The following is an 18,479-nucleotide window of genomic DNA, read 5'->3' as shown; positions in this document are numbered from 1 at the left end:
CCAGATCGAAGGCGGGGGTGATGACGGCGGTGCCGGTGGGGGTGCCGCCGATGGCGCGAATGGCCTGAAGCAGACGCGGCCCGGCGGCGCGGTGAATGACGCCGTCCACGCCGCCGCCGCCCATCAACTGCTTGTTGGCGGCGGTCACCAGCGCCTCGACCGGCTGACGGACGATGTCCCCCTGAACGAGTTCCAGCGGCATCAGGACTCCACGACCCGTTGCAGGGCCTCGCGGGACAGGGCCGTGCTGCGCACCGTGTCGGCCAGGGCGCGGGCTTCGCGGTCCTGTTCGGTCCAGTGTTCGGCCGACCTCTGCGCGGCCCGCTCGGCGTGCTGGACGGCAAGCAGTTCGCCCACAGCGCGGTCGAGGTCGTCGTTGACGATCACGTAGCGAAAAGCGTGGGCTTCCTGAATCTCGTCGCGGGCGCGGGCGAGGCGTTTTTCGATGCGTTCGGGGGTCTCGGTGGCGCGGCCCGTGAGACGGCGGCGCAATTCGGTCAGGCTCGGCGGCATGATGAACACGAGAATGGCCCGCTCTCCCATCCGGTCCTTGACCTGCATGGCCCCCTCCACCTCGATTTCCAGGACCACGTCCTGCCCCCGGTCCAGCGCCGCCTCGATAGGCTCGATCGGTGTGCCGTAGTGGTTGCCGACGAACTGGGCATGCTCCAGAAAGCCGCCCTGCTGCGCTTTGGCGAGAAATTCGGCCGGGGACACGAACACGTAGTCGCGTCCGTTCACCTCTCCGGGGCGAGGTTCACGGGTGGTCCAGGAGGTGGAGTAGAACACGTCCTGCCCGGCCAGCCAGCGCTCGCGCAGGGTGCCCTTGCCGACGCCCGACGCGCCGGTCATCACGATCAGCAGGCCGCGTTCTCCCGGCAGGGACGAGGCGGGACGGTCTTGTGGTGCAGAGGCCATCATCACAGCAGAATAAGGGCAAGAGCGGCGGTCAACCGTCAACCGCAGTCAGCCCGTTTTCTTCCGTGCCCTGCCCCGCTCGCGGGCGCCCCTCCACCCGGCGCACTCCGTACTCGGCCCCGGTGAAATACAGGCCCCCCGGCGGCACGTTGGCCCCGGCCTGCGCCCGCTCACGCGAGGCGAGGATGCCCCGGACCTCGGCGGCGGCGAGTTTGCCCTGGCCCACCAGCAGCAGGGTGCCGACCAGACCGCGCACCATGTGGCGCAGAAAGCTCTCGCCCGCGACATGAATTTCCCAGAGTTCGCCGCCCCGGTGCCCGTCTGACCGAGCCTGAACGTCCAGCCGCAGCAGGTCGCGCACCGTCTGGCGGTCCTCGCGGGTGGCGAAGGCGGCGAAGTCGTGCAGCCCCAGCAGGGAGTGCGCGGCGCGGTTCATCTCCGCAGCGTTCAGCGGGCCGGGAACGTGCAGCGCCCGCCCTGCCCACAACGGATGGCGCTGTGGCGCGACCCACAGCCGGTAGACGTAGCGCCGCTCGGTGCAGGAAAAACGGGCATGAAAACCGGGGGGCGCGAGGTCGGCAGCCAGCACGGACACCGCTCCCGGCAGCCGGGCGTTCAGGGCGCGGGGCAACTGCGGCAGGGGCACGCGGAAGGTCTGCGGCACGTCCCAGTGAAGGGGCATCGCCTCGGCATGGACCCCGGCATCGGTGCGGCCCGCTGCCACCGGACGCAGGGCGCCCTGACCGCCTATCTGCTCCAGCGCCGCCTGCAAGGTCGCCTGCACGCTCGCGGCGTTGCGCTGTTCCTGCCAGCCCGCAAAGTCGCGTCCGTCCCAGGCCACGGTCAGCCGCAGCCGCGTGAAACCGGAGGGGGGCGCGTACAGGCGGGGCGGGTCGGCGTCCATGCGCGGCAGGGTAGCGCGGCGCGCAGGGGCAGGCAGAGGGGCAGAAAACCGCCGCGCAACCCCCACTCCATCCCCCCGCAGTGAACATGAGAAACCTGTCCATAGCCTAAAAACGCGGGCAGTTGATCCGGTATGCTGGGAACGTGCGCCCGCCCCCAATTCGGCTCAAGCGTCTGTCCTTTGCCCGCTCAGCCGCCGGCCCCCTGCTGACCGGCATCCGGCTCTCCGGCACACTCGGCACCCTGCTCGCCGGAGTGCTGCTGCTGGGGCTGGCAGGCGCGGAACCCTACCGGGTCAAACCGGGGGAAACGCTCTACCGTATCGCGCTGCGAACAGGGCTGAGTGAGCAGACGATTCAAAAGGCCAACCCGGTGCTGCGCGGGGGCCATACCGTCTACGCCGGACAGGTGCTCAACATCCCTCCCAAGCCGCTGCCGCCCGGCACCTTCCGGGTCCGCAAGGGAGAGAACCTGAAAAAACTGGCCCGGCGCCTGGGGGTGGGCGAGGCCGAGATTCGCCGGGCCAACCCCCAGATTGACCGGCGAGGCACCCTGAATGCCGGGCAGGTGCTGCGGCTTCCCGCCCGCTGGATTGCGGCGCAGCGCAAGGCCGAACAGGTGGCCCGGCAAAGGGCTGCTCAGAAGAAGGCCGCCCAGCAAGCTGCGTTGAAGAAAGCCGCCGCGAAAAAGGCCGCCGCAGCAAAGGTGGCGGCGGCGAAAGCGGCAGCGGCAAAAGTAGCGGCGGCGAAAGCAGTGGCGGCAAAGAAGGCCAAGCCCACCACCCACCGGGTGCAGTTCGGGGACACCTTTTTCAACATCGCGCGGCGTTACGGCATCAACCCCATCACCCTGCAGGGCTATAACCCGCGCTACGCCGGGCGGATGCTGGAGGTGGGCACCGTCCTGAGCCTGGTCGCGCCCAAACCCCGGCCTGCCGCTGTCCGCACCGTTGTCCGCGCCGCCGTGCGCCTGTCCCCGGCACCCGCCGTTCGCACCACAACGTCCCGCTCCACACCCCGCCGCAGCCCGAGTGTATGGGAGTGGCCGGTGCCGGGATACGGGCGCGTGACCAGCGACTTCGGGTGGCGCACGCTGGACGGCGAAAAGGAACTGCACAAAGGCATCGACGTGGCGGCCCCGCCCGGCACCCCGGTGGTCGCGGCCCGCAGCGGACGGGTCATTCAGGCGCAACTGGACCGGACCTACGGGTGGGGCTGGACGGTGGTGATTCAGCATCCCGACGGCTGGCAGACCCGGTACGCGCACCTCAGCGGCATTGCGGTGCAGGCGCGGCAGCTCGTGCGCCAGGGCGAGCGCGTGGGCGCGGTGGGCAGCACCGGGCGCGTCACCGGGCCGCACCTGCATTTCGGCCTCTACCGCAACTGGGACCCGCACAACCCCCTCGCCGTCTACGCGGGCGGCGCCGACTAGATGCCCGAAACGGTCTGGTACGTGGAGTTACGCGGTGAGGAGGCCGAAGCCGCGCTGCACCGCTGGCTGGAACAGCTCCCCGGTCAGCCGGGATTCGCGGGCGCCGAGCTGCTGGACAGCCCTGCCCAGCCGGGTCTGGCGCTGCTGGCGAGCCGCTGGACCGGGGCGCTGCCAGAGTTGACCCCACCACCTGGGGCCAAACACTGGACCTTCCGGGTGCTGGAGCGGCGCTGATACGGCCCTGTTCCCCCGTTTCGAGAGCGGCAGAAGTAAGCCCTGTCCAGGGTCCACCTTAAGGAGGACGCCCAGCAAGCGCCGCGCCCCCCATGCTGAGGCGGATGAGACGTTCCTCTCTGTGGTCCTCACGGCTGGTCGGCGGGGTGTTCGGGCTGGTCGTGCTCGGGTGGCTGCTGGGCGAAGGGCTGGGCGAACGGACGCTGCCGACCCTGCTGCTCGCCTATCTGCCTCCGGTGGCGTGGGTGCTGCCCGCCGGTTTCGCGCTGCTCTGGGGCCTGTGGCGTGGCCGGGGCCGCCGCCTGGCGCTGCTCACGCTGATTGCGGCGACGTGGGGTGCGGGCCTGCTGCACTGGCGCCCCCATATGACAGGCGAGCTGCGCGTGCTGACCTAGAGCAGTTCTCCAAATTACGTGATGCGCGGAACGGCACCCCGCATCACTCCATTCTCTGCTGCGCAGCTTTGCAAGTCCGCCCTGCTCAGTGTTTTGCACTCGCTCTCTGCGAGCTGTCCCAGTCCGCTCGCCAAAAAGACGTAACTTCTTTTTGTCAAATGCTCTACAACGTGGCGCGGGGCGGTCAGGGGACGGCGCAGACCCTGCTCACCACACTGCGGGCGAGCGAGGCCGACCTGATTCTGCTTCAGGAAACCAATGTTCTGGACCCCGCCTACGAGGGAACACTGCTTCGGGGCCTGCCCGGGTACGCGCTGACGCGGGGCCGGGAGGTCTGGACCCTCTCGCGCTGGCCGGTGCTGCGGCAGACCCAGCACCCCGCCCCCGGCAGCTCACGCACTTTTACCGAAACGTGGGTCACGACACCGGACGGGCGAACGCTCCGGGTCGTCAACGCGCACCTCGGCACCGTGCTGGTCACCAGTGCGCTGCGCGGCGACTGGGCAAGGCTGCGGCGCACCGCCCAGACGCGGCAGGCCCAGGTCAACCTGCTCTGCCGCCTGGCCGCGCAGGAGCCGGGGCCTGTCCTGCTCGGCGGCGACCTGAACACGCCGCCCCGGGGACAGCTCTACCGCCGCCTGACCCACTGCTTTAGCCCAGACGCCCACGACGAGGCAGGACGTGGCCCCGGCTGGACCTTTCCGGCCCTGGCGCTGCGAATCGACCACCTGCTCGCCCGTGACCTGCGGCCAGTGCGGGCAGAGGTTCTCGACGCGACCGGCAGTGACCACCGACCGCTGCTCGTCGAATACCGCTGACCCTGTACCGCTGACCCTGAGCCAGAGGGTTAACCCACCGAGCCGCGCAGCCAGCTCAGAAACTCGGGCGAGGCGCGGTCAAAGGGCAGGGCGACGATTTCGGGCACCTCGTAGGGGTGCAGCGACTTGATGCGGGCTTCGAGGGCCGGGTACTGCTCGCCCACGGTCTTGATCAGCAGCAGGGTTTCGGGTTCCTCGGCCACGTCGCCGTCCCAGCGGTAGACGCTCTGGACGCCCGGCAACAGGTTGACGCACCCGGCGAGCCGCTCGGCCACCAGGGTGCGGGCCAGTTCAGAGGCCCGTTCCGGCGGAAGGGTAACGAGAACGACGAGTGACATGCCTGCCAGCATAGCGCGGGCGTCGTGGCCGGAGTCAGGCAGGGTCCGCCCACGGCTTTACGGCAGGCGCCGGGTGTCACAGGTTTCGGGCGGAGCACTGGGCGCCGTGCTCGCCACCACCAGGGTCTCCCCCGCCCGGACAAACCCCTGACAACGGGCGAGCACCTGAAGGTAAGCGGGGTCCTGCGCGGCGGCCTCGGCGTCCTTGAGCATTCGCAGGTCCGCTTGAAGGGCCGCCACCCGGCCCCGGACTTCCTGGGTTTCCCCGGTCCAGGTCAGGGTGCGGTAGGCGTTGTTGCCGATTTGAAACGCCACCTGCACACTGCCGAGCAGCAGCAGCAGGCAGGTGATCATCATGGTGAGGGGCAGGCGCCGAAGCTGCCGCCAGCGCAGGCGCCACGTCTCCCGCCAGGTCCGTTGCGAAGGGGGAGCGGGGGAAGGTGAAGCGTCCATCGCGGCCGAGCATAGCAAGGGCAGCGGTGAGAACGTGACCGGGCACCCCCCGGAAGAAGGAAAGCGTCACCGCTCGTGGCCCATACGGGACGGAATTATTCCTTGGAGATTTTGGAAGGGCGCCGTCATCTCCCTCATTCTTTCGCATCCCGTAATTTCTCTTCCCTGCTCTGTTCGCGAGATGCCTTATCTATTTTTCAAAGTCTGTCAGCCGTGCAACGCGGCCAGGGCGGCCCCCACCACCCCGGCACTCTGGCCGAGCTGGGCGCGGCGGATGGTGACGGGCGCGAAGCCCCCCGCGTACTCGTCGGCGGCCTGCTGCACGCCCCGAAAAAAGGAGTCGCCCACCGCCGAGACCCCGCCGCCGAGCACGAACACCTCGGGGTCGATGACCTTTTGCAGGTCGGCGAGCGCGATGCCGATGTGCCGCATGGCCTGACCCACCACCCGGCGAGCGGCGGGGTGGCCCTGCTCGGCCAGGGCGAAAGCCTCGGCGGTGGACACTTCACGGTTCAGGGCGTAGCTGGCGTCACGGGCAATGGCGGTGCCGCTGGCGACGGCTTCGAGCGCCCCGTCCAGCCCCGCGCCGCTGACCGGGCCGCCGGGCTGCACGGTGACGTGCCCCAGTTCACCGGCCACCCCGTGACGCCCGCGCCAGAGTTTGCCGCCCAGCACCAGCCCCGCCCCGATGCCGGTGCTGACGGTCACGTAGATGCTGCTTTCGGTGCCCCGCGCCGCGCCGAGGTGGGCCTCGGCCAGGGCCGCTGCCTTGGCGTCGTTTTCGAGCACCAGACGGTGACCCGCCTCAGCGCGCAGCCCCAGCCGCTCGCGCAGGCCGTCCACCAGCGGCACGTCGGTAAAGCCGTAGATGTTGGGGGCGAACTTGACGCGGGTGCGCTCGGCGTTGAGGGGACCGGGCACGCCCACGCCGATGTGGGTGGCCGGGTGCCGGGACTGCAACTCGCGCACCTGCGCCGCCACCGCGTCGAGCACCGCTTCCCAACCGGTTTCGGGCGTGGGCTGCACGTGCCGCTCGATCAGTTCCTCGCCCCGCAGCACGCCGCAGGCGATCTTGGTGCCGCCCACGTCCACCCCGATGCTCAGGGCCGGGGCAACGTCCAGAGCAGTCTGGGGCAGAGCAGAGTTGGGCAGGGCAGAGGGAGTGGAGCCAGGATGAGTCATGGTCGGTTCTCCTGTTCGGGGGCTTCGCCGGGTGCCGGGCTGGGGTCTTCGCCCAGCAGGGCCAGGGCCTCGTCCCACTGCACCAGCGGCACGTACAGGCCCACGTCACCCAGGTAGCCGCCGGTTTCGATTTCGATGACCGGACTCGCCATCACCCACTGAAACGGCGTGCGCACCACGCTGACCACGCCGCCCTGCGCCAGGGTGCGCCGCCAGCCCTCGGCCAGCAGGCGCGGCAGGGTATCGAGCCGCACCCAGGGGTCGCCCTGATACAGCACCCGGTCCTCGAAGCGGGTCATGCGGGCGGGTTCTGGGGGGAGTCCACCAGCAAGCGGGAAAAGCGCTCGCGCAGCTCAGGCTCCAGCGGTTGCGGGCGCAGCGCCCCCTCACCCACGCGAACCTGCACCGTGCGCGAGTAGGCGCAGGGCTGGCCGTCGGCGACCATCCGGCAGACCGTGGTCCACGACGTGTGGCCCAGGCGCTCGATCAGGGTTTCCACCCAGACCTCCTGCCCCCAGCGGACCTCGTGGCGGTAGTCGATTTCCTGGCGGGCGATGACCGAGCGGTCGAGGTGCGGCGGAATCTTCAGGTCCTCCCAGACCAGCACGCGAGCGGTTTCGAAATACTGCACGTACACGGCGTTGTTCAGGTGGCCCATCGTGTCGAGGTCGGCATAACGCATCTGGATGCGGTGGCGCAGCGAGCGGCCCCAGTCGAGGGCCTCGTAGACCTCTTCGGGACGCGGACGGGGAGAAACGGTCATGCCGGACACTCTAGAGCAGTTCTCCGAATTACGTGATGCGCGGAACGGCACCCCGCCTCACTCCATTCTCTGCTTCGCAGCTTTGCAAGTCCGTCCTGCTCAGTGTTTTGCACTCGCTCTCTGCGAGCTGTCCCAGTCCGCTCGCCAAAAAGACGTTGCGTCTTTTTGTCATACGGATTCCGCTTAATTCCTGCACAGTCGGGAAAGCGCCGCCTGTGCATCCATATCGCAGAATCCGTATTTTTTCCTACTCGCATCCGCTCGGATTGAATCTGAAACGACCAGATTCAATCGGAATCCGTATCAAATGCTCTAGAGCAGTTGGGCGAACAGGGTTTTCCTCCCTGCCGGCATCAGCTCACCTGCCTTTCCGGTCCCGGGTCACCGTCGCCGGGCAGCAGGGCGGCGGCCTCGTCCGGCGGCAGGGGGCGGGCCAGCCAGTAGCCCTGGGCCTCGTCACAGCCCATGCCGCACAGCAGGTCGTACTGCTCGGCGGTCTCCACCCCCTCGGCCACCACCCGCATGCTGAGGTTGTGCGCCAGACGCACCATCACCTCGATAAACTGCTGCGAGGCCGCGAACTGCTCGGAATCGGCAGACAGGTCGCGCAGAAACTCGCGGTCGATCTTGAGCAGGCCGAAGGGCAGGCTTTTGAGCATACTCAGGCTGCTGTAGCCGGTGCCGAAATCGTCCATGGCGACCTGCACCCCGAGGGCCTGCAACTCGAGCAGCGTCTGCCGGGCAAGGCGCGGGTCGCGGTGCACCATGCTCTCGGTGAGTTCGAGCACCAGGGTATGAGGGGGCAGACCGTGCTGCTCCAGACAGGCGCGCACCCCGGCGACGAAATCCGACTGCTCGAACTGAAGGGCCGAGACGTTGACCGCCATAGTCAAGCCACGTTCGGACAGTGCCCAGGCCCGCGCCTGCCGACTAGCCTCGTTGAGCACCCAGCGGCCAAGTTTCAGAATCAGGCCGCTTTCTTCCGCCAGCGCGATGAAGCGGTCGGGGGGAATCATGCCGCGTTCGGGGTGCGGCCAGCGGACCAGGGCCTCGAACCCGCTCAGGCGCCGGCCCGGCAACTCGAACTGGGCCTGATAGTGCAGCTGCAACTGTCCTTGCCGCACCGCGCGGCGCAGGTCCTGGGACAGTTGGCGCCGTTCCTGCTCGGCGGTACTCATGTCGCCGGTGAAGACGACCGCCATGTTGCGGCCCCGCATCTTGGCCTGAAACAGCGCCAGCTCCGCGTGCTGCTGCAACACCTCAGCACTGCCGCCGTCCTGCGGGGCCACCGCGCAGCCCAGCGACACGGTGGGCACCAGCAGTTCGGTGCCGAAGTCGCAGGATTCGCGCAGGCTCTGGAGCAGGCGCTCGGCCACCATCGCCAGGTCGCCAGGGCGAGCGAGGTCGCTGAGCAGCACCACGAACCTGTCGCCGCTCAGCCGCCCCACAAGATCGCCGGGCCGCACCGCTTCGCGCAGGCGGCGGGCGATTTCGGCCAGCAGCCGGTCGCCCGCCGCCTGTCCGAAGCGGGCGTTGATCACCTTGAGGTGGTCGATATCGGCCACGATCAGCCCCAGCGAGCGCCCCGGCACCAGATGTTGCAGCGCCTGACGGGTCCGTCCCCAGAAAAACGTGTGGTCGGCCAGGCCGGTCAGTTGGTCGAACGACGCCAGACGGCCAGCTTCCGCCTGGGGCACCTGGGCTTCGTGCAGCGCCGGAGCGGTACGGACCACCGGTTCGTGGCCTGGCAGGGCGGTGCCTTGCACGGCGGTGCGGCGCAACACCTCGAACTCGATCTGCTCGTTGAGCAACCGGCCCCGGTGCTCGGCGAGTCGCGTCCGGTGCGCCTTTTCGAGCTGCTGCTGTTCGCGCAGACAGGACAGGGCCTGGACGGGTTCGCCCCGTCGCTCGTGCAGGCGCGACTGGCTTTCGCGCACCCGGGCAAGCAGGTCGTGCCTGCCCAGTTGCCGTGCCCACCCTTCCCCGCGCTCCAGCGCCTGACCGGCCCCGTCCAGGTCGCCCCGCGCCAGCGCTGTTTCGGCCTGCACCCACGCGGCCTCGCCCTGCATGTCGCGGTCGTCGGTGGCCTGGGCGAGGGCCTGGGCCTGTCCGGCGTGCTCGTGGCTGGCGGCGAGCTGGCCCAGAGCCAGACAGTTCAGCGCCTGTTGCAACTGCACCCGGCCCTCCGTGCGGGTCAGGTGCTGGGCCTGACAGTGCGTGAGGGCCTGGGCCGCCACCTGCGTGCTTTCCTCGGTCTGGCCCAGTTGAAACAGCACCCGCGCCAGACCCGCCTGCACGGCAGCGGCGCCGGGAGATCCGGGCGGCAGAAGGCTCAGGCTCTCGCGGTAGAGCGTCAGGGCCTGCGGGTACGCTTCGAGCCACTCCAGCCCCCCGCCCACACGCCGCAGCAGCCGCCCGCGCCCGGCATCGTCGCCCGTGTCGAGCAGCAGGTGCAGACTCTGACGCAGCAGCCGCGCCGCCTGCTCCAGGTCCCCCTGACGGCCATGCACCAGCCCGCGCACTTCCAGACAGCAGGCTTCGAGCGAAGGCAGCTCCAGTTCCCGGGCGAGCTGGCACCCGGCCTCGGCGTACTGCGCCGCCGCTGCCTCGTCGCCGAGCAACAGGGCACACGCCGACAGCACGTGCAGCGCCGCCGCTTCGCTGGGGGCGTCCTGCTCGGAAAGAAGGCCGGGAACGTGTTTTGCCGCCCTCAGGTCCGTGAGCAGCGTCTGCACCTCGGCGTACACCTCGGCGGGCCGGGCCAGCAGGTGCGCTTCCAGTTCGGCCAGCCGGGTCATCCGTTGTCCCTTCGGCCAGGTTGTGCTCGCTCGCGACGTGGACACCGCGCCATCCTAGGCGATCACTTCACATCGGAAGGTCATTTTTTTCACGTCGGCAGGCCCTACGGGGTCACCGGCGCAGCGGGCGAGGCAGGCTCCCGGCCCTGAAGGGACCGCGCTAGACTTTCCCTTATGACCCGCCCGCTCACCACCGCCGAAATTCGCGAGAGATACCTGCATTTCTTCGAGACCAAGGGCCACCTGCGCCTCGCTTCTCATTCCACCGTCGCGCCCGACCCGACCACGCTGTTCACGGTGGCCGGGATGCAGCCCTTCAAGGAAAACTTCATGGGCGCGCCCGCCGTGTTCGACGGACAGGCGAGCAAGCGCGTCACCACCGCGCAAAAGTGCGTGCGCGTGGGCGACATCGAGAACGTGGGCCGCACCCGCCGCCACCTCTCGCTGTTCGAGATGATGGGCAACTTTTCCTTCGGCGACTACTTCAAGCGTGACGCGATTCTGTGGGCGTGGGAATTCCTGACCGGCCCCGAGTGGATGGGCATGGACAAGGACAAGATGTACGTCACCATCTACAAGGACGACGAAGAAGCCTTCGGCTACTGGACGCAGGAAGTCGGTCTGCCCGCCAGCCACATTCACCGCTTCGACGCCGACGAGAACTTCTGGCCCGCCAACGCGCCGCTCGAAGGCCCCAACGGGCCGTGTGGCCCCTGCTCGGAGATTTACTACGACAGAGGCGAGAACTACGGCGACGACACCTGGGCCGACTACTACCAGACCCGCGAGAGCGCCCGCTTTCTGGAAGTCTGGAACCTCGTGTTCCCGCAGTACGACCGCCAGGACTTAGGCGCTGACGGCAACCCTGTACTGAAAGACCTGCCCTTCAAGAACATCGACACGGGCATGGGCCTGGAGCGCGTCGCCAGCGTGGTTCAGGACGTTCCTGACTTTTATTCCAACGACGTGTTCAAGCCGATTATTGACCGCGTGGCGGAGCTTTCGGGCAAGCCTTACGAGGGCGAAACCAGCGTGTCTCACCGCGTGGTGGCGGAGCACATCCGCAGCGTGAGCATGATTCTGGCCGACGGCGTGGCCTTTTCCAACACCGGGCGCGGCTACACCACCCGCAAGATTGCCCGCCGCGCCATTCGTCACGGCTACATGCTGGGCTTCCGCGAGCCGACGCTGTACAAGCTGGTGGAACTGGTCGTGCAGGGCATGGGCGAGGCGTACCCCGAACTGAAGCAGAACCAGAGCAAGGTCGAAAAAGCCTTGCAGGACGAAGAAGCACGCTTCCTCAGGACGCTGGAGGGCGGGATTGAAAGGCTGAATACAGGTCTTGCTACCGAGCTTCTGAAACGTGGCATCCTCACGACCAACAATCTGGTTGACGAGGATGAAGTCCAAGGTCGCCGCATCTATTTCGCTGAGCAAGCTTATGCAAAAGCGGCTGAAATGCTTGGTGACGAGGCAAAGGTTGCTCGTGCTGCCTATAGCGCTGCGAGAAGCGCCGGACTTCTACAAGAGGGCATGGAATTTGTGCCTGTGACTCGTTCTTCGGAAAAAGACGTTGACTTTGACGCGCATGTCATCTCTGGCGCAGACGCCTTCGAGCTGTACGACACCTACGGTTTCCCCGTTGACCTGACCCGCGAAATTGCCGACGAATACGGCGTCAGCGTGGATGAAGCCGGGTACGCCGAGAGCCTGGAGCACGCGCAGGAAGTCGCTCGCGCAGGTTCCAAATACGGCAAATCCGAACTGTTCGGCGGCAACCAGGAGGCGCTGGAAGGCCTGCCCGCCACCGAATTCATCGGCTACGACCACCTGGAGGGCGAGGGGCAAGTGCTGGCGCTGGTCGGCGCGGGCGAACGCCTGAGCACGCTGGGCGCGGGCAGCGAGGCCACCGTGGTGCTGAGCCGCACCCCCTTCTACGGCGAGGGCGGCGGTGAGGTGGGCGACACGGGCCGTATCGAGTGGGATGGCGGCTTTGGTCAGGTGCGCGACACCCAGAAGACCAAGCAGGGCGTCTTCCTGCACAGTGTGCTGGTGCAGGAAGGCGAGCTGACCGAGGGCGCAACCGTCCGCGCCGTGGTGGCTCCCAGCCGCGCCGCGATTCAGCGCCACCACACCGCCACCCACCTGCTGCACGCCGCACTCCGGGCCGTGCTGGGCGAGGGCGTGCAGCAAAAAGGCTCGCTGGTGGCCGCCGAGCGCCTGCGTTTCGACTTCTCGCACGGCTCGGCCATGACCGCCGAGGAAATCGCCGCCGTGGAGCAGCTCGTCAGCCGCTGGGTGAGCGCCAACTTTGCCGTGACGTGGCAGGAAATGCCGATTGCCGAGGCCAAAGCCGCCGGAGCCACCGCGCTGTTCGGGGAGAAGTACGGTGAGACGGTGCGCGTGGTCCGGGTCGAGGGCGACGTGGACTACGGCGGCGCGAAGGTGTCCAGCATGGAACTGTGCGGCGGGGCGCATGTTCGCCGCACCGGAGACATCGGCGCGTTCGTGATTCTGTTCGACGAGAACGTGGCGGCGGGCGTGCGCCGCGTGGAGGCTCTGGCGGGTGAGGCGGCCACCGCCTGGGTGCGCGAACGCCTGAACGCCACCGCCAAAGCCGCCGCGCTGCTCAACACCAACCCCGAAGGACTGGAAGCCCGCATCAGCGGCCTGCAAGCGCAACTGAAGGCCGGAGAGAAGGAAGTGGCGAACCTCAAACGCAGCCTCGCCGAAGCGCAGATGGGCGGCGGCGGCAGCGCGGCGCAGACCCGCGAGCTGGGCGGCTTCAAGGTCGCCAGCCTGAAACTCAGCGGCATCGAGGGCAACGAACTGCGCGCCGCCGCCGACAAGTTGCTGGACACCAGCGGGGCCGACATCGTGGTGCTGGCCGCCGACAAGGGCCTGGTCGTCAAGGCCACCAAGGACGCAGTTTCGCGCGGCGCACACGCGGGCCAACTGGTCGGCAAACTCGCAGCGGCGGGCGGCGGCAAAGGCGGGGGCCGCCCCGACATGGCCCAGGCCGGGATTACCGATGCGGAGGGGGCGTTGGGGGCGCTGGACACGGCGTTTTGAGCGTTGCTGGTCGGTAGGTGATTGGTGATGGAAAAGAGGCTGGGGCGTGGGCTCCAGCTTTTTTGTGGGGGAAATGATGGATGAATTTTCAGCACAACTTGAGGACTTGGACGAAGGCTTCACTTCGGTACAACTCACTCACGCGCAGCTTGACCAAGACGAACTTCTGATGACTTTCCGACTCGCCGGCGAAACATGGGACGGTGCTGAAGTCGCGCAAACCTGGCAAATCACCGCGCAGGGCGTCACAGAACACCGCTTGAGCTTAGGCGAATGCGGCGGATGGCCTGAACTGCTTTCCGCCTACCCACGTCTGCTGGTCGCACAGGCGCCATGGCAGCAACTCATGTTCTCAGCGGCCCCGGCAGATGCAGCGGCGTTCCTGTCCGACCTGCGCGCCGTTCACGATGAGGAGAAGTGGGATTCTTTTGGCAAATACGGTCTGGGCGGGCAAATCGAACTCGGCTACGGCGTGTTTGCCGACGGCCCCGCGCCGCTGCTGGAGCTGTACCACTCGGTCCTGGAAGCGCACCGGATGCGGCCCAGCCCGCTGCCGTCCGCGTCCCGGCCCACGCCGCCGCGTGAGTGTCTGACGCTGGGTGGCACAGTCTGGCAAGACGACCTGTACGTGCTGGCGCAGGCATTTACCGGGGAGCAGCGGTAAAAGCCAGTTCCTCGTCCAGCACCCGGAAAAACTCCGCCACATGCCAGCCGTCGCACGCCGCGTGGTTCGCCTGCACCGCCAGCGGCAGAGTGACGCGCCCGGCCTCCTCTGTGAAGCGTCCCGCCGTGAACACCGGCAGCAGATAATCGCGCCCGTAGTCCAGGTTGAACGCCGAAAAGTCCAACCAGGGCGCAATAGACAGGTTGACCGCATGCGCCGGGGCCGGGCCTTTGGGAAAGAAAGCGGCAGCAATAAAAAAACCGCCCTCTCGGACGGTGATAAAAATAGGATAACGCGGTATGCAGGCGTTGTCAAATTTATGCTGATAACCAGAAAACGCACGTCCAGAACGATGTTCTTGCCGTGGACATAGGCACGCAATACACCGCCCTACCGTCTCCCCCGCAACAACGCCCCCAGGCCCAGCAGAAGCAACACCATCCCGGTTCCCTGCAAGATGCCCGGCAGTCCCAGTGTCGGCAGCGCCGCCGTCGCCAGCCCCAGGCCCAGGGGCGTGGCCCCGGCCAGCAGGCTGGACACCGCGCCGAGCAGGGCGCCCCGGCTCGTGGCAGGTGCCCCTTCCTGCAACTGCGTCATGGCCGCGATGGAGGCCACCGCCACGGCTGCGCCGCCCAGCAGCAACAGGCCCGCGCTGACGGGCAACGTGGGCGCGACGCTCAGGCCCAGGCGAACGGCGCCCGCCACCAGCACCGCGACTCCCAGACCCGCCAGGCGCCGGGGCCGCACCCCCAGCAGCGCCAGACCGCCGCCCAGCACGAAGCCACCGCCGAAAGCCGCCTCCAATGTCCCCAGGGCCTGTGGACCCAGTTGCAACTGGTCGTGCACCAGCGCGGGAAGCAGCGCCGGCATGGGCGCGGCAAAGGTGATGAAGGCGCACACCAGCACCACCAGTTGCCGCAGGGCCGGCGGCAGCAGCCGCCACAGCTCGCGCAGGTTGGGACGGGGAGCGCCAGAAGATGCCAGCACCACGGCCCGCGCCGGCCAGCGGGTCAGCGGCACCAACAGAAAACACAGCAGATAGGCGAACAGGCCCGCCGTCGCTGCCGCTCCCACGCCCCACCCGGCCAGCACGCCGCCGAGCAGCGCCCCGCCGATGCTGCCGGCACTCGTAAGCAGCTGGTGAAGGGCATTGACGCGGCCCAGTTCTCCCTCACTGGCAAGTTCAGGCAAGGAGGCAAGAAAAGCGGGTTCGTCAAAGGTCAGGGCCACGTTCAGCAGTACGCCCGCCAGGAGCAGAGGCACGGTCATCGCCACCGTTGTTCCTTCCGCGAGCCACACCACTCCACCCAACACGGCCGCGCAGGCGAGCGGCGCCAGAACCAGAATGCCTTTGCGGTCCACCCGGTCGGCCAACTGGCCAGCCAGCACGCCGAGCAGCAGCGCCGGCAGGGCAAAGAGGGCGCCCGCCACCGCCAGCAGGCGGTCATCGCCGCCTCCGGCCTTCAGCGTCCACAGGGCTGCCACGCTGTACGCCGCGCTGCCCATCACCCCCAGCCCCTGAGCGGCAAGCAAGAGCGGAAGCGGCGTCACTACGTCCAGGGTCCGGCGAACCGTCGTCATGACAGCAGCGTGGGGCTAGGCTGCTGGAAATGTCAGAGCCTTTTTCCAGTTGCCCGTCTGCGCCCGACAGCCCGAGTGAACCCGGTGGCCCAGCGGGACCCGACTGCCTGACCGTTACCGACGCGCGGCAGGCCGCCGCCATGATTCACCCTGATTTCAGCCCCCTGATGGATGCCCTGACCGGGCGCGAGGCGAGCGTGGGCGCCCTGGCACGCGAGTTGGACTGGCCGCTGGACACCACGCACTACCGGGTCAAGAAACTGTTGCGGCTGGGTCTGCTGCGCGTGATACGCGAGGAAAAACGGGGCGGGCGCCCGGTCAAGGTCTACCGCGCGGTGGCCGACGCCTTTTTCCTGCCCTACTCGTCTTTTACCCACGCCACGCTGGAAGAGAAGTTCCTGCGCCACGAGTTGCAGGTGGCCCGCTCGCTGGTCCGCAGCTACGTGCGGCTGCTGCACGACACCTTTCCGCAGCCCGGCACCCTCGGTCCTTACCTTTACCGCGACGACGCCGGGCACCTGCAAGAAGACCTGGCTGCGGCGCCGGGGAAGCCGCTTGACCTCAATGCCGCCTTTCCCACGACCACCGAGCACCTGCGTTCCCTGACGCTGACCGACGCCGAAGCCCGGCAGCTCCGCGACGTACTGGACACACTCGCGGCAGGCTACCCCCGGCGCCGCGCCGGGCAGCCGCTCACGCACATGCTGCGGCTGTGGCTGGTGCCCGCCCGCGAGGAAGACTGGCAATAGGGCAACAACAAAAAACCCGCCCTCTCGGACGGTGATAAAAATAGGATAACGCGGTATGCAGGCGTTGTCAAATCCATGCGCGGTGCCCGGAAAACGTCGTCTGTGACGGCCTCTACGCCGGGTCCTTTTCCCGCAGCAATTCACCCACCTGGGCGCCGGACAGCCGCCGCTGCACGTAGTCGAGGTCGCGCTGCACGTCGCGGCGCAGGGCGCGGGCGTCCTTAAGTTCCTTTTCGGCGGCGCTGATCCGCGCACTCAGGACAGCGAGCTGGCTGCGGAGGTCGCTTTGCAGGGTGTGCAGCGCCTCCTGGGTCAGCACCTGCCGCCCGTCGGGGTCGCTCTCCTGCGGGTGGGTCGAAATCGCCTGAATGGTCCCCAGGCTCAGGCCCAGCGCCCGCATCCGGCGAATGCGTTCCAGGCGCTGCACGTCGGCTTCCGAGTACATGCGGTAGCGGCTGCCGGTGCGCTCCGGCGTGACCAGCCCGAGTTCCTCGTAGTACTTCAGGGTCCGCAGCGTCAGGCCCAGCCGGGCGGCCACTTCACCCACCTTGTAGCGGGCCGGTTCGGTCATGATGGTCATAGTCTAGGGGTTCTCCATCAAAAGCAGCGGACTCCCGGCATTTCCGGAGCCCGCTGATACGGATTCCGCTTAATTCCTGCACAGTCGGGAAAGCGCCGCCTGTGCATCCATATCGCGGAATCCGTATTTTTTCCTACTCGCATCCGCTCGGATTGAATCTGAAACTACCAGATTCAATCGGAATCCGTATGAGAAGTGAGAAGAAACTCAGTGAATGTGCGGGTCGCTTGACCGCGCCGCGTCGATCTGCCCGGCCGCGAGCGCCGTGATGACCATCCCCAGCGCCACTGCGCCCGCGCCGAAGCCGTAGGGCACCTTTCCGCCGAGGTGCTCGGCAATCAAGCCGCTGCTCACCGGAGCCGCCGCCGCGCCGAGCCAGCGCAGGAAGTTGTAGGCGCTCGTCGCCGTGGGCCGGGGCATGTGGCTGACTTCCACGCTCAGGGTGGTCAAGGTGGCGTTCATCAGCCCGAACAGCACGCCGCTCAGCACGACCAGGCCGACCTTGACGCCCACCGCGAAGGGCGCAAAGCCCAGCAGCGCGAAAATGACGGTCAATCCCGCCAGCGCGCCCATCACCACACGGCTCGCCGGAATGCGGCGCAGCAGCACTTGGGCCAGCCCCGTGCTGCCCAGGCCGAGCAAAATGCCCCAGCCGAAGAACATCAGGCCCAGGTTCAGGGTGCCCAGGTGGAGAAACAGCGGCGTGTAGCCCAGCAGCAGGAAAAAGCCGAAGTAGTACAGCAGCCCGGTCAGGCCGACCGCCAGAAAGGCGGGGCGGGTGTAGGCGCGGAACACGTCACTGACAGGCCGGGGCGGGTCCTTGCTTTCGGGCACCTTGACGAAGGCGGCCACCGAGGCCAGCGCCAGCAGCATCAGCGTGGCGGCCCCGAAGAAGGGAAAGCGCCAGCTGTGGGCGCCGAGCACCCCGCCGAGCAGCGGCCCCATGCTCATGCCCAGGCCGATGGCGGCTTCGTAGCGCATGATGGCTTTTTCGGCGTGACCGATCAGCGCCAGCAGCAGCACCAGCGCGGTGGGCGTGAACAGGGCGCTGCCCAGGCCCCAGCCGCCACGAAAGGCGGCGAGCGCGGGGATAGACCCACTCAGCCCGCAGGCGGTGGCAAAGAGCGCGATGAGGGCCAGGCCGATCAGCGCGACCCGCTTGCGCCCCAGCCTGGCCCCGATGTTCCCGGCAAACAAGGTCATGACGGCCATCACGCCGAGGTACGTGGTGAACAGCAGTTCCACCTGGGTCGGCGTAGCACCGAGCCGGTGCCCGATGTCCGGCAGGATGGGGTCCACCACCCCGACGCCCATAAAAGCGATCAGGCAGGCCGCCGTGACCGCCCAGGACGCGATATTGCGCCGACTGGCTTCGGACGGATCCAGAACCACCTCGGCAGGAAGAGAAGAGACAGATGACGACATAACATAAACGTATACGTACAGGTTGGGGGTCGTTTGTGAGCTGGCTTGCGTGTTGTTTTTTCGCAGGAAGTCCCTGAATCTGCTAGGATGCTTGTTCTCTGTCTCTCCCCTCGCCGTGAGGGAAGAGCCTCGGCGGAATGCGCGAGACGCCGCGCAAACCGACACCGTAAAGGAG

The 18,479-nt window shown here is 67.7% G+C and carries 20 protein-coding genes (1 of these 20 cut by a window edge); 7 read left to right on the top strand and 13 right to left on the bottom strand.

All coding sequences use genetic code 11. The annotated features are described in order from the left end of the window. The 3 genes in view from G6R31_RS13420 to truA are tightly spaced (at most 28 nt apart) and all read right to left on the bottom strand, a layout consistent with a single transcriptional unit that may run on beyond the window. Positions 1–202, bottom strand: partial view of a macro domain-containing protein gene (locus G6R31_RS13420; RefSeq protein ID WP_017871929.1) — the 5' portion only. 311 nt of this gene lie to the left of the window's left edge; the window shows 202 of its 513 coding nt (coding positions 1–202); it begins with the start codon at positions 200–202; the stop codon falls past the left edge of the window. After that, positions 202–921: a guanylate kinase gene (gene gmk / locus G6R31_RS13415; protein ID WP_017871928.1), complete on the bottom strand. Its 720-nt coding sequence runs from the start codon at positions 919–921 to the stop codon at positions 202–204. The genes G6R31_RS13420 and gmk overlap by 1 nt, the downstream gene beginning before the upstream one ends. Positions 922–949: 28 nt before the next feature. Then, positions 950–1,822 (bottom strand): tRNA pseudouridine(38-40) synthase TruA, encoded by an 873-nt coding sequence (gene truA, locus G6R31_RS13410; RefSeq protein WP_017871927.1) that lies wholly within the window; start codon positions 1,820–1,822, stop codon positions 950–952. A 143-nt stretch (positions 1,823–1,965) separates the two neighbouring features. On the opposite strand from truA, the gene G6R31_RS13405 reads away from it, so the two are divergent. The 4 genes from G6R31_RS13405 to G6R31_RS13390 all read left to right on the top strand — a co-directional run bounded on the left by G6R31_RS13405 (position 1,966) and on the right by G6R31_RS13390 (position 4,699). After that, positions 1,966–3,252 (top strand): LysM peptidoglycan-binding domain-containing protein, encoded by a 1,287-nt coding sequence (locus G6R31_RS13405; RefSeq protein ID WP_152423834.1) that lies wholly within the window; start codon positions 1,966–1,968, stop codon positions 3,250–3,252. Then, the gene (locus G6R31_RS13400; protein ID WP_017871925.1) at positions 3,253–3,486 is read left to right on the top strand and encodes a hypothetical protein; all 234 of its coding nucleotides are present in this window, start codon (positions 3,253–3,255) and stop codon (positions 3,484–3,486) included. Between the two features lie 104 nt (positions 3,487–3,590). Then, positions 3,591–3,881, top strand: a complete 291-nt coding sequence (locus tag G6R31_RS13395) for a hypothetical protein (RefSeq protein ID WP_161618060.1) — start codon at positions 3,591–3,593, stop codon at positions 3,879–3,881. Positions 3,882–4,039: 158 nt separating this feature from the next. Further along, positions 4,040–4,699: an endonuclease/exonuclease/phosphatase family protein gene (locus G6R31_RS13390; RefSeq protein WP_017871923.1), complete on the top strand. Its 660-nt coding sequence runs from the start codon at positions 4,040–4,042 to the stop codon at positions 4,697–4,699. 29 nt (positions 4,700–4,728) lie between these two features. Here the strand turns inward: G6R31_RS13390 and cutA are convergent, their stop codons facing one another. The 6 genes from cutA to G6R31_RS13360 form a co-directional block, all read right to left on the bottom strand. Next, a complete protein-coding gene (cutA, locus tag G6R31_RS13385; RefSeq protein ID WP_025567932.1) occupies positions 4,729–5,037 on the bottom strand; it encodes a divalent-cation tolerance protein CutA in 309 nt (102 codons plus the stop codon). 57 nt (positions 5,038–5,094) lie between these two features. After that, a complete protein-coding gene (locus tag G6R31_RS13380) occupies positions 5,095–5,490 on the bottom strand; it encodes a cell division protein FtsB (protein ID WP_225983430.1) in 396 nt (131 codons plus the stop codon). 207 nt (positions 5,491–5,697) lie between these two features. Beyond that, positions 5,698–6,672, bottom strand: a complete 975-nt coding sequence (locus tag G6R31_RS13375) for an ROK family protein (protein WP_025567931.1) — start codon at positions 6,670–6,672, stop codon at positions 5,698–5,700. Then, complete coding sequence (locus tag G6R31_RS13370; RefSeq protein WP_017871919.1) at positions 6,669–6,971, bottom strand: hypothetical protein; 303 nt, start codon at positions 6,969–6,971, stop codon at positions 6,669–6,671. Before G6R31_RS13370 ends, G6R31_RS13375 begins: the two co-directional genes overlap by 4 nt. Next, the gene (locus G6R31_RS13365; RefSeq protein WP_017871918.1) at positions 6,968–7,435 is read right to left on the bottom strand and encodes an acyl-CoA thioesterase; all 468 of its coding nucleotides are present in this window, start codon (positions 7,433–7,435) and stop codon (positions 6,968–6,970) included. The genes G6R31_RS13370 and G6R31_RS13365 overlap by 4 nt, the downstream gene beginning before the upstream one ends. Positions 7,436–7,788: 353 nt before the next feature. Beyond that, the gene (locus tag G6R31_RS13360) at positions 7,789–10,233 is read right to left on the bottom strand and encodes a bifunctional diguanylate cyclase/phosphodiesterase (protein WP_017871794.1); all 2,445 of its coding nucleotides are present in this window, start codon (positions 10,231–10,233) and stop codon (positions 7,789–7,791) included. Between the two features lie 174 nt (positions 10,234–10,407). Here G6R31_RS13360 and alaS point away from each other — a divergent pair, with 174 nt between their 5' ends. Then, complete coding sequence (gene alaS, locus G6R31_RS13355; RefSeq protein ID WP_017871793.1) at positions 10,408–13,305, top strand: alanine--tRNA ligase; 2,898 nt, start codon at positions 10,408–10,410, stop codon at positions 13,303–13,305. 46 nt (positions 13,306–13,351) lie between these two features. Next, positions 13,352–13,969 (top strand): hypothetical protein, encoded by a 618-nt coding sequence (locus G6R31_RS13350; protein ID WP_017871792.1) that lies wholly within the window; start codon positions 13,352–13,354, stop codon positions 13,967–13,969. On the opposite strand, the gene G6R31_RS13345 is transcribed toward G6R31_RS13350, so the two are convergent. Both G6R31_RS13345 and G6R31_RS13340 read right to left on the bottom strand, forming a co-directional pair. Continuing rightward, a complete protein-coding gene (locus G6R31_RS13345) occupies positions 13,950–14,222 on the bottom strand; it encodes a CatA-like O-acetyltransferase (RefSeq protein WP_268237178.1) in 273 nt (90 codons plus the stop codon). The two genes, G6R31_RS13350 and G6R31_RS13345, sit on opposite strands and share 20 nt — an antisense overlap. A gap of 137 nt (positions 14,223–14,359) precedes the next feature. After that, positions 14,360–15,550, bottom strand: a complete 1,191-nt coding sequence (locus G6R31_RS13340; protein ID WP_017871790.1) for an MFS transporter — start codon at positions 15,548–15,550, stop codon at positions 14,360–14,362. 29 nt (positions 15,551–15,579) lie between these two features. Here G6R31_RS13340 and G6R31_RS13335 point away from each other — a divergent pair, with 29 nt between their 5' ends. Next, entirely contained in the window at positions 15,580–16,299 is a 720-nt protein-coding gene (locus G6R31_RS13335; protein WP_040384685.1) for a helix-turn-helix domain-containing protein, read from the top strand. A 112-nt stretch (positions 16,300–16,411) separates the two neighbouring features. Here G6R31_RS13335 and G6R31_RS13330 read toward each other — a convergent pair whose 3' ends face one another. Together G6R31_RS13330 and G6R31_RS13325 are read right to left on the bottom strand one after the other, a co-directional pair. Further along, positions 16,412–16,870 carry a MerR family transcriptional regulator gene (locus tag G6R31_RS13330; RefSeq protein ID WP_225983429.1) on the bottom strand — a complete coding sequence of 153 codons (459 nt, stop codon included), beginning with the start codon at positions 16,868–16,870 and terminating at the stop codon, positions 16,412–16,414. Between the two features lie 216 nt (positions 16,871–17,086). Further along, positions 17,087–18,304, bottom strand: a complete 1,218-nt coding sequence (locus G6R31_RS13325; RefSeq protein ID WP_026138806.1) for an MFS transporter — start codon at positions 18,302–18,304, stop codon at positions 17,087–17,089. Positions 18,305–18,479: the final 175 nt, after the last annotated feature.

This window comes from Deinococcus wulumuqiensis R12 (assembly GCF_011067105.1).
Taxonomy (GTDB): domain Bacteria; phylum Deinococcota; class Deinococci; order Deinococcales; family Deinococcaceae; genus Deinococcus; species Deinococcus wulumuqiensis.
Note: the sequence above shows the minus strand (reverse complement) of the source record. Positions and strands in the feature narration are given on the sequence as shown.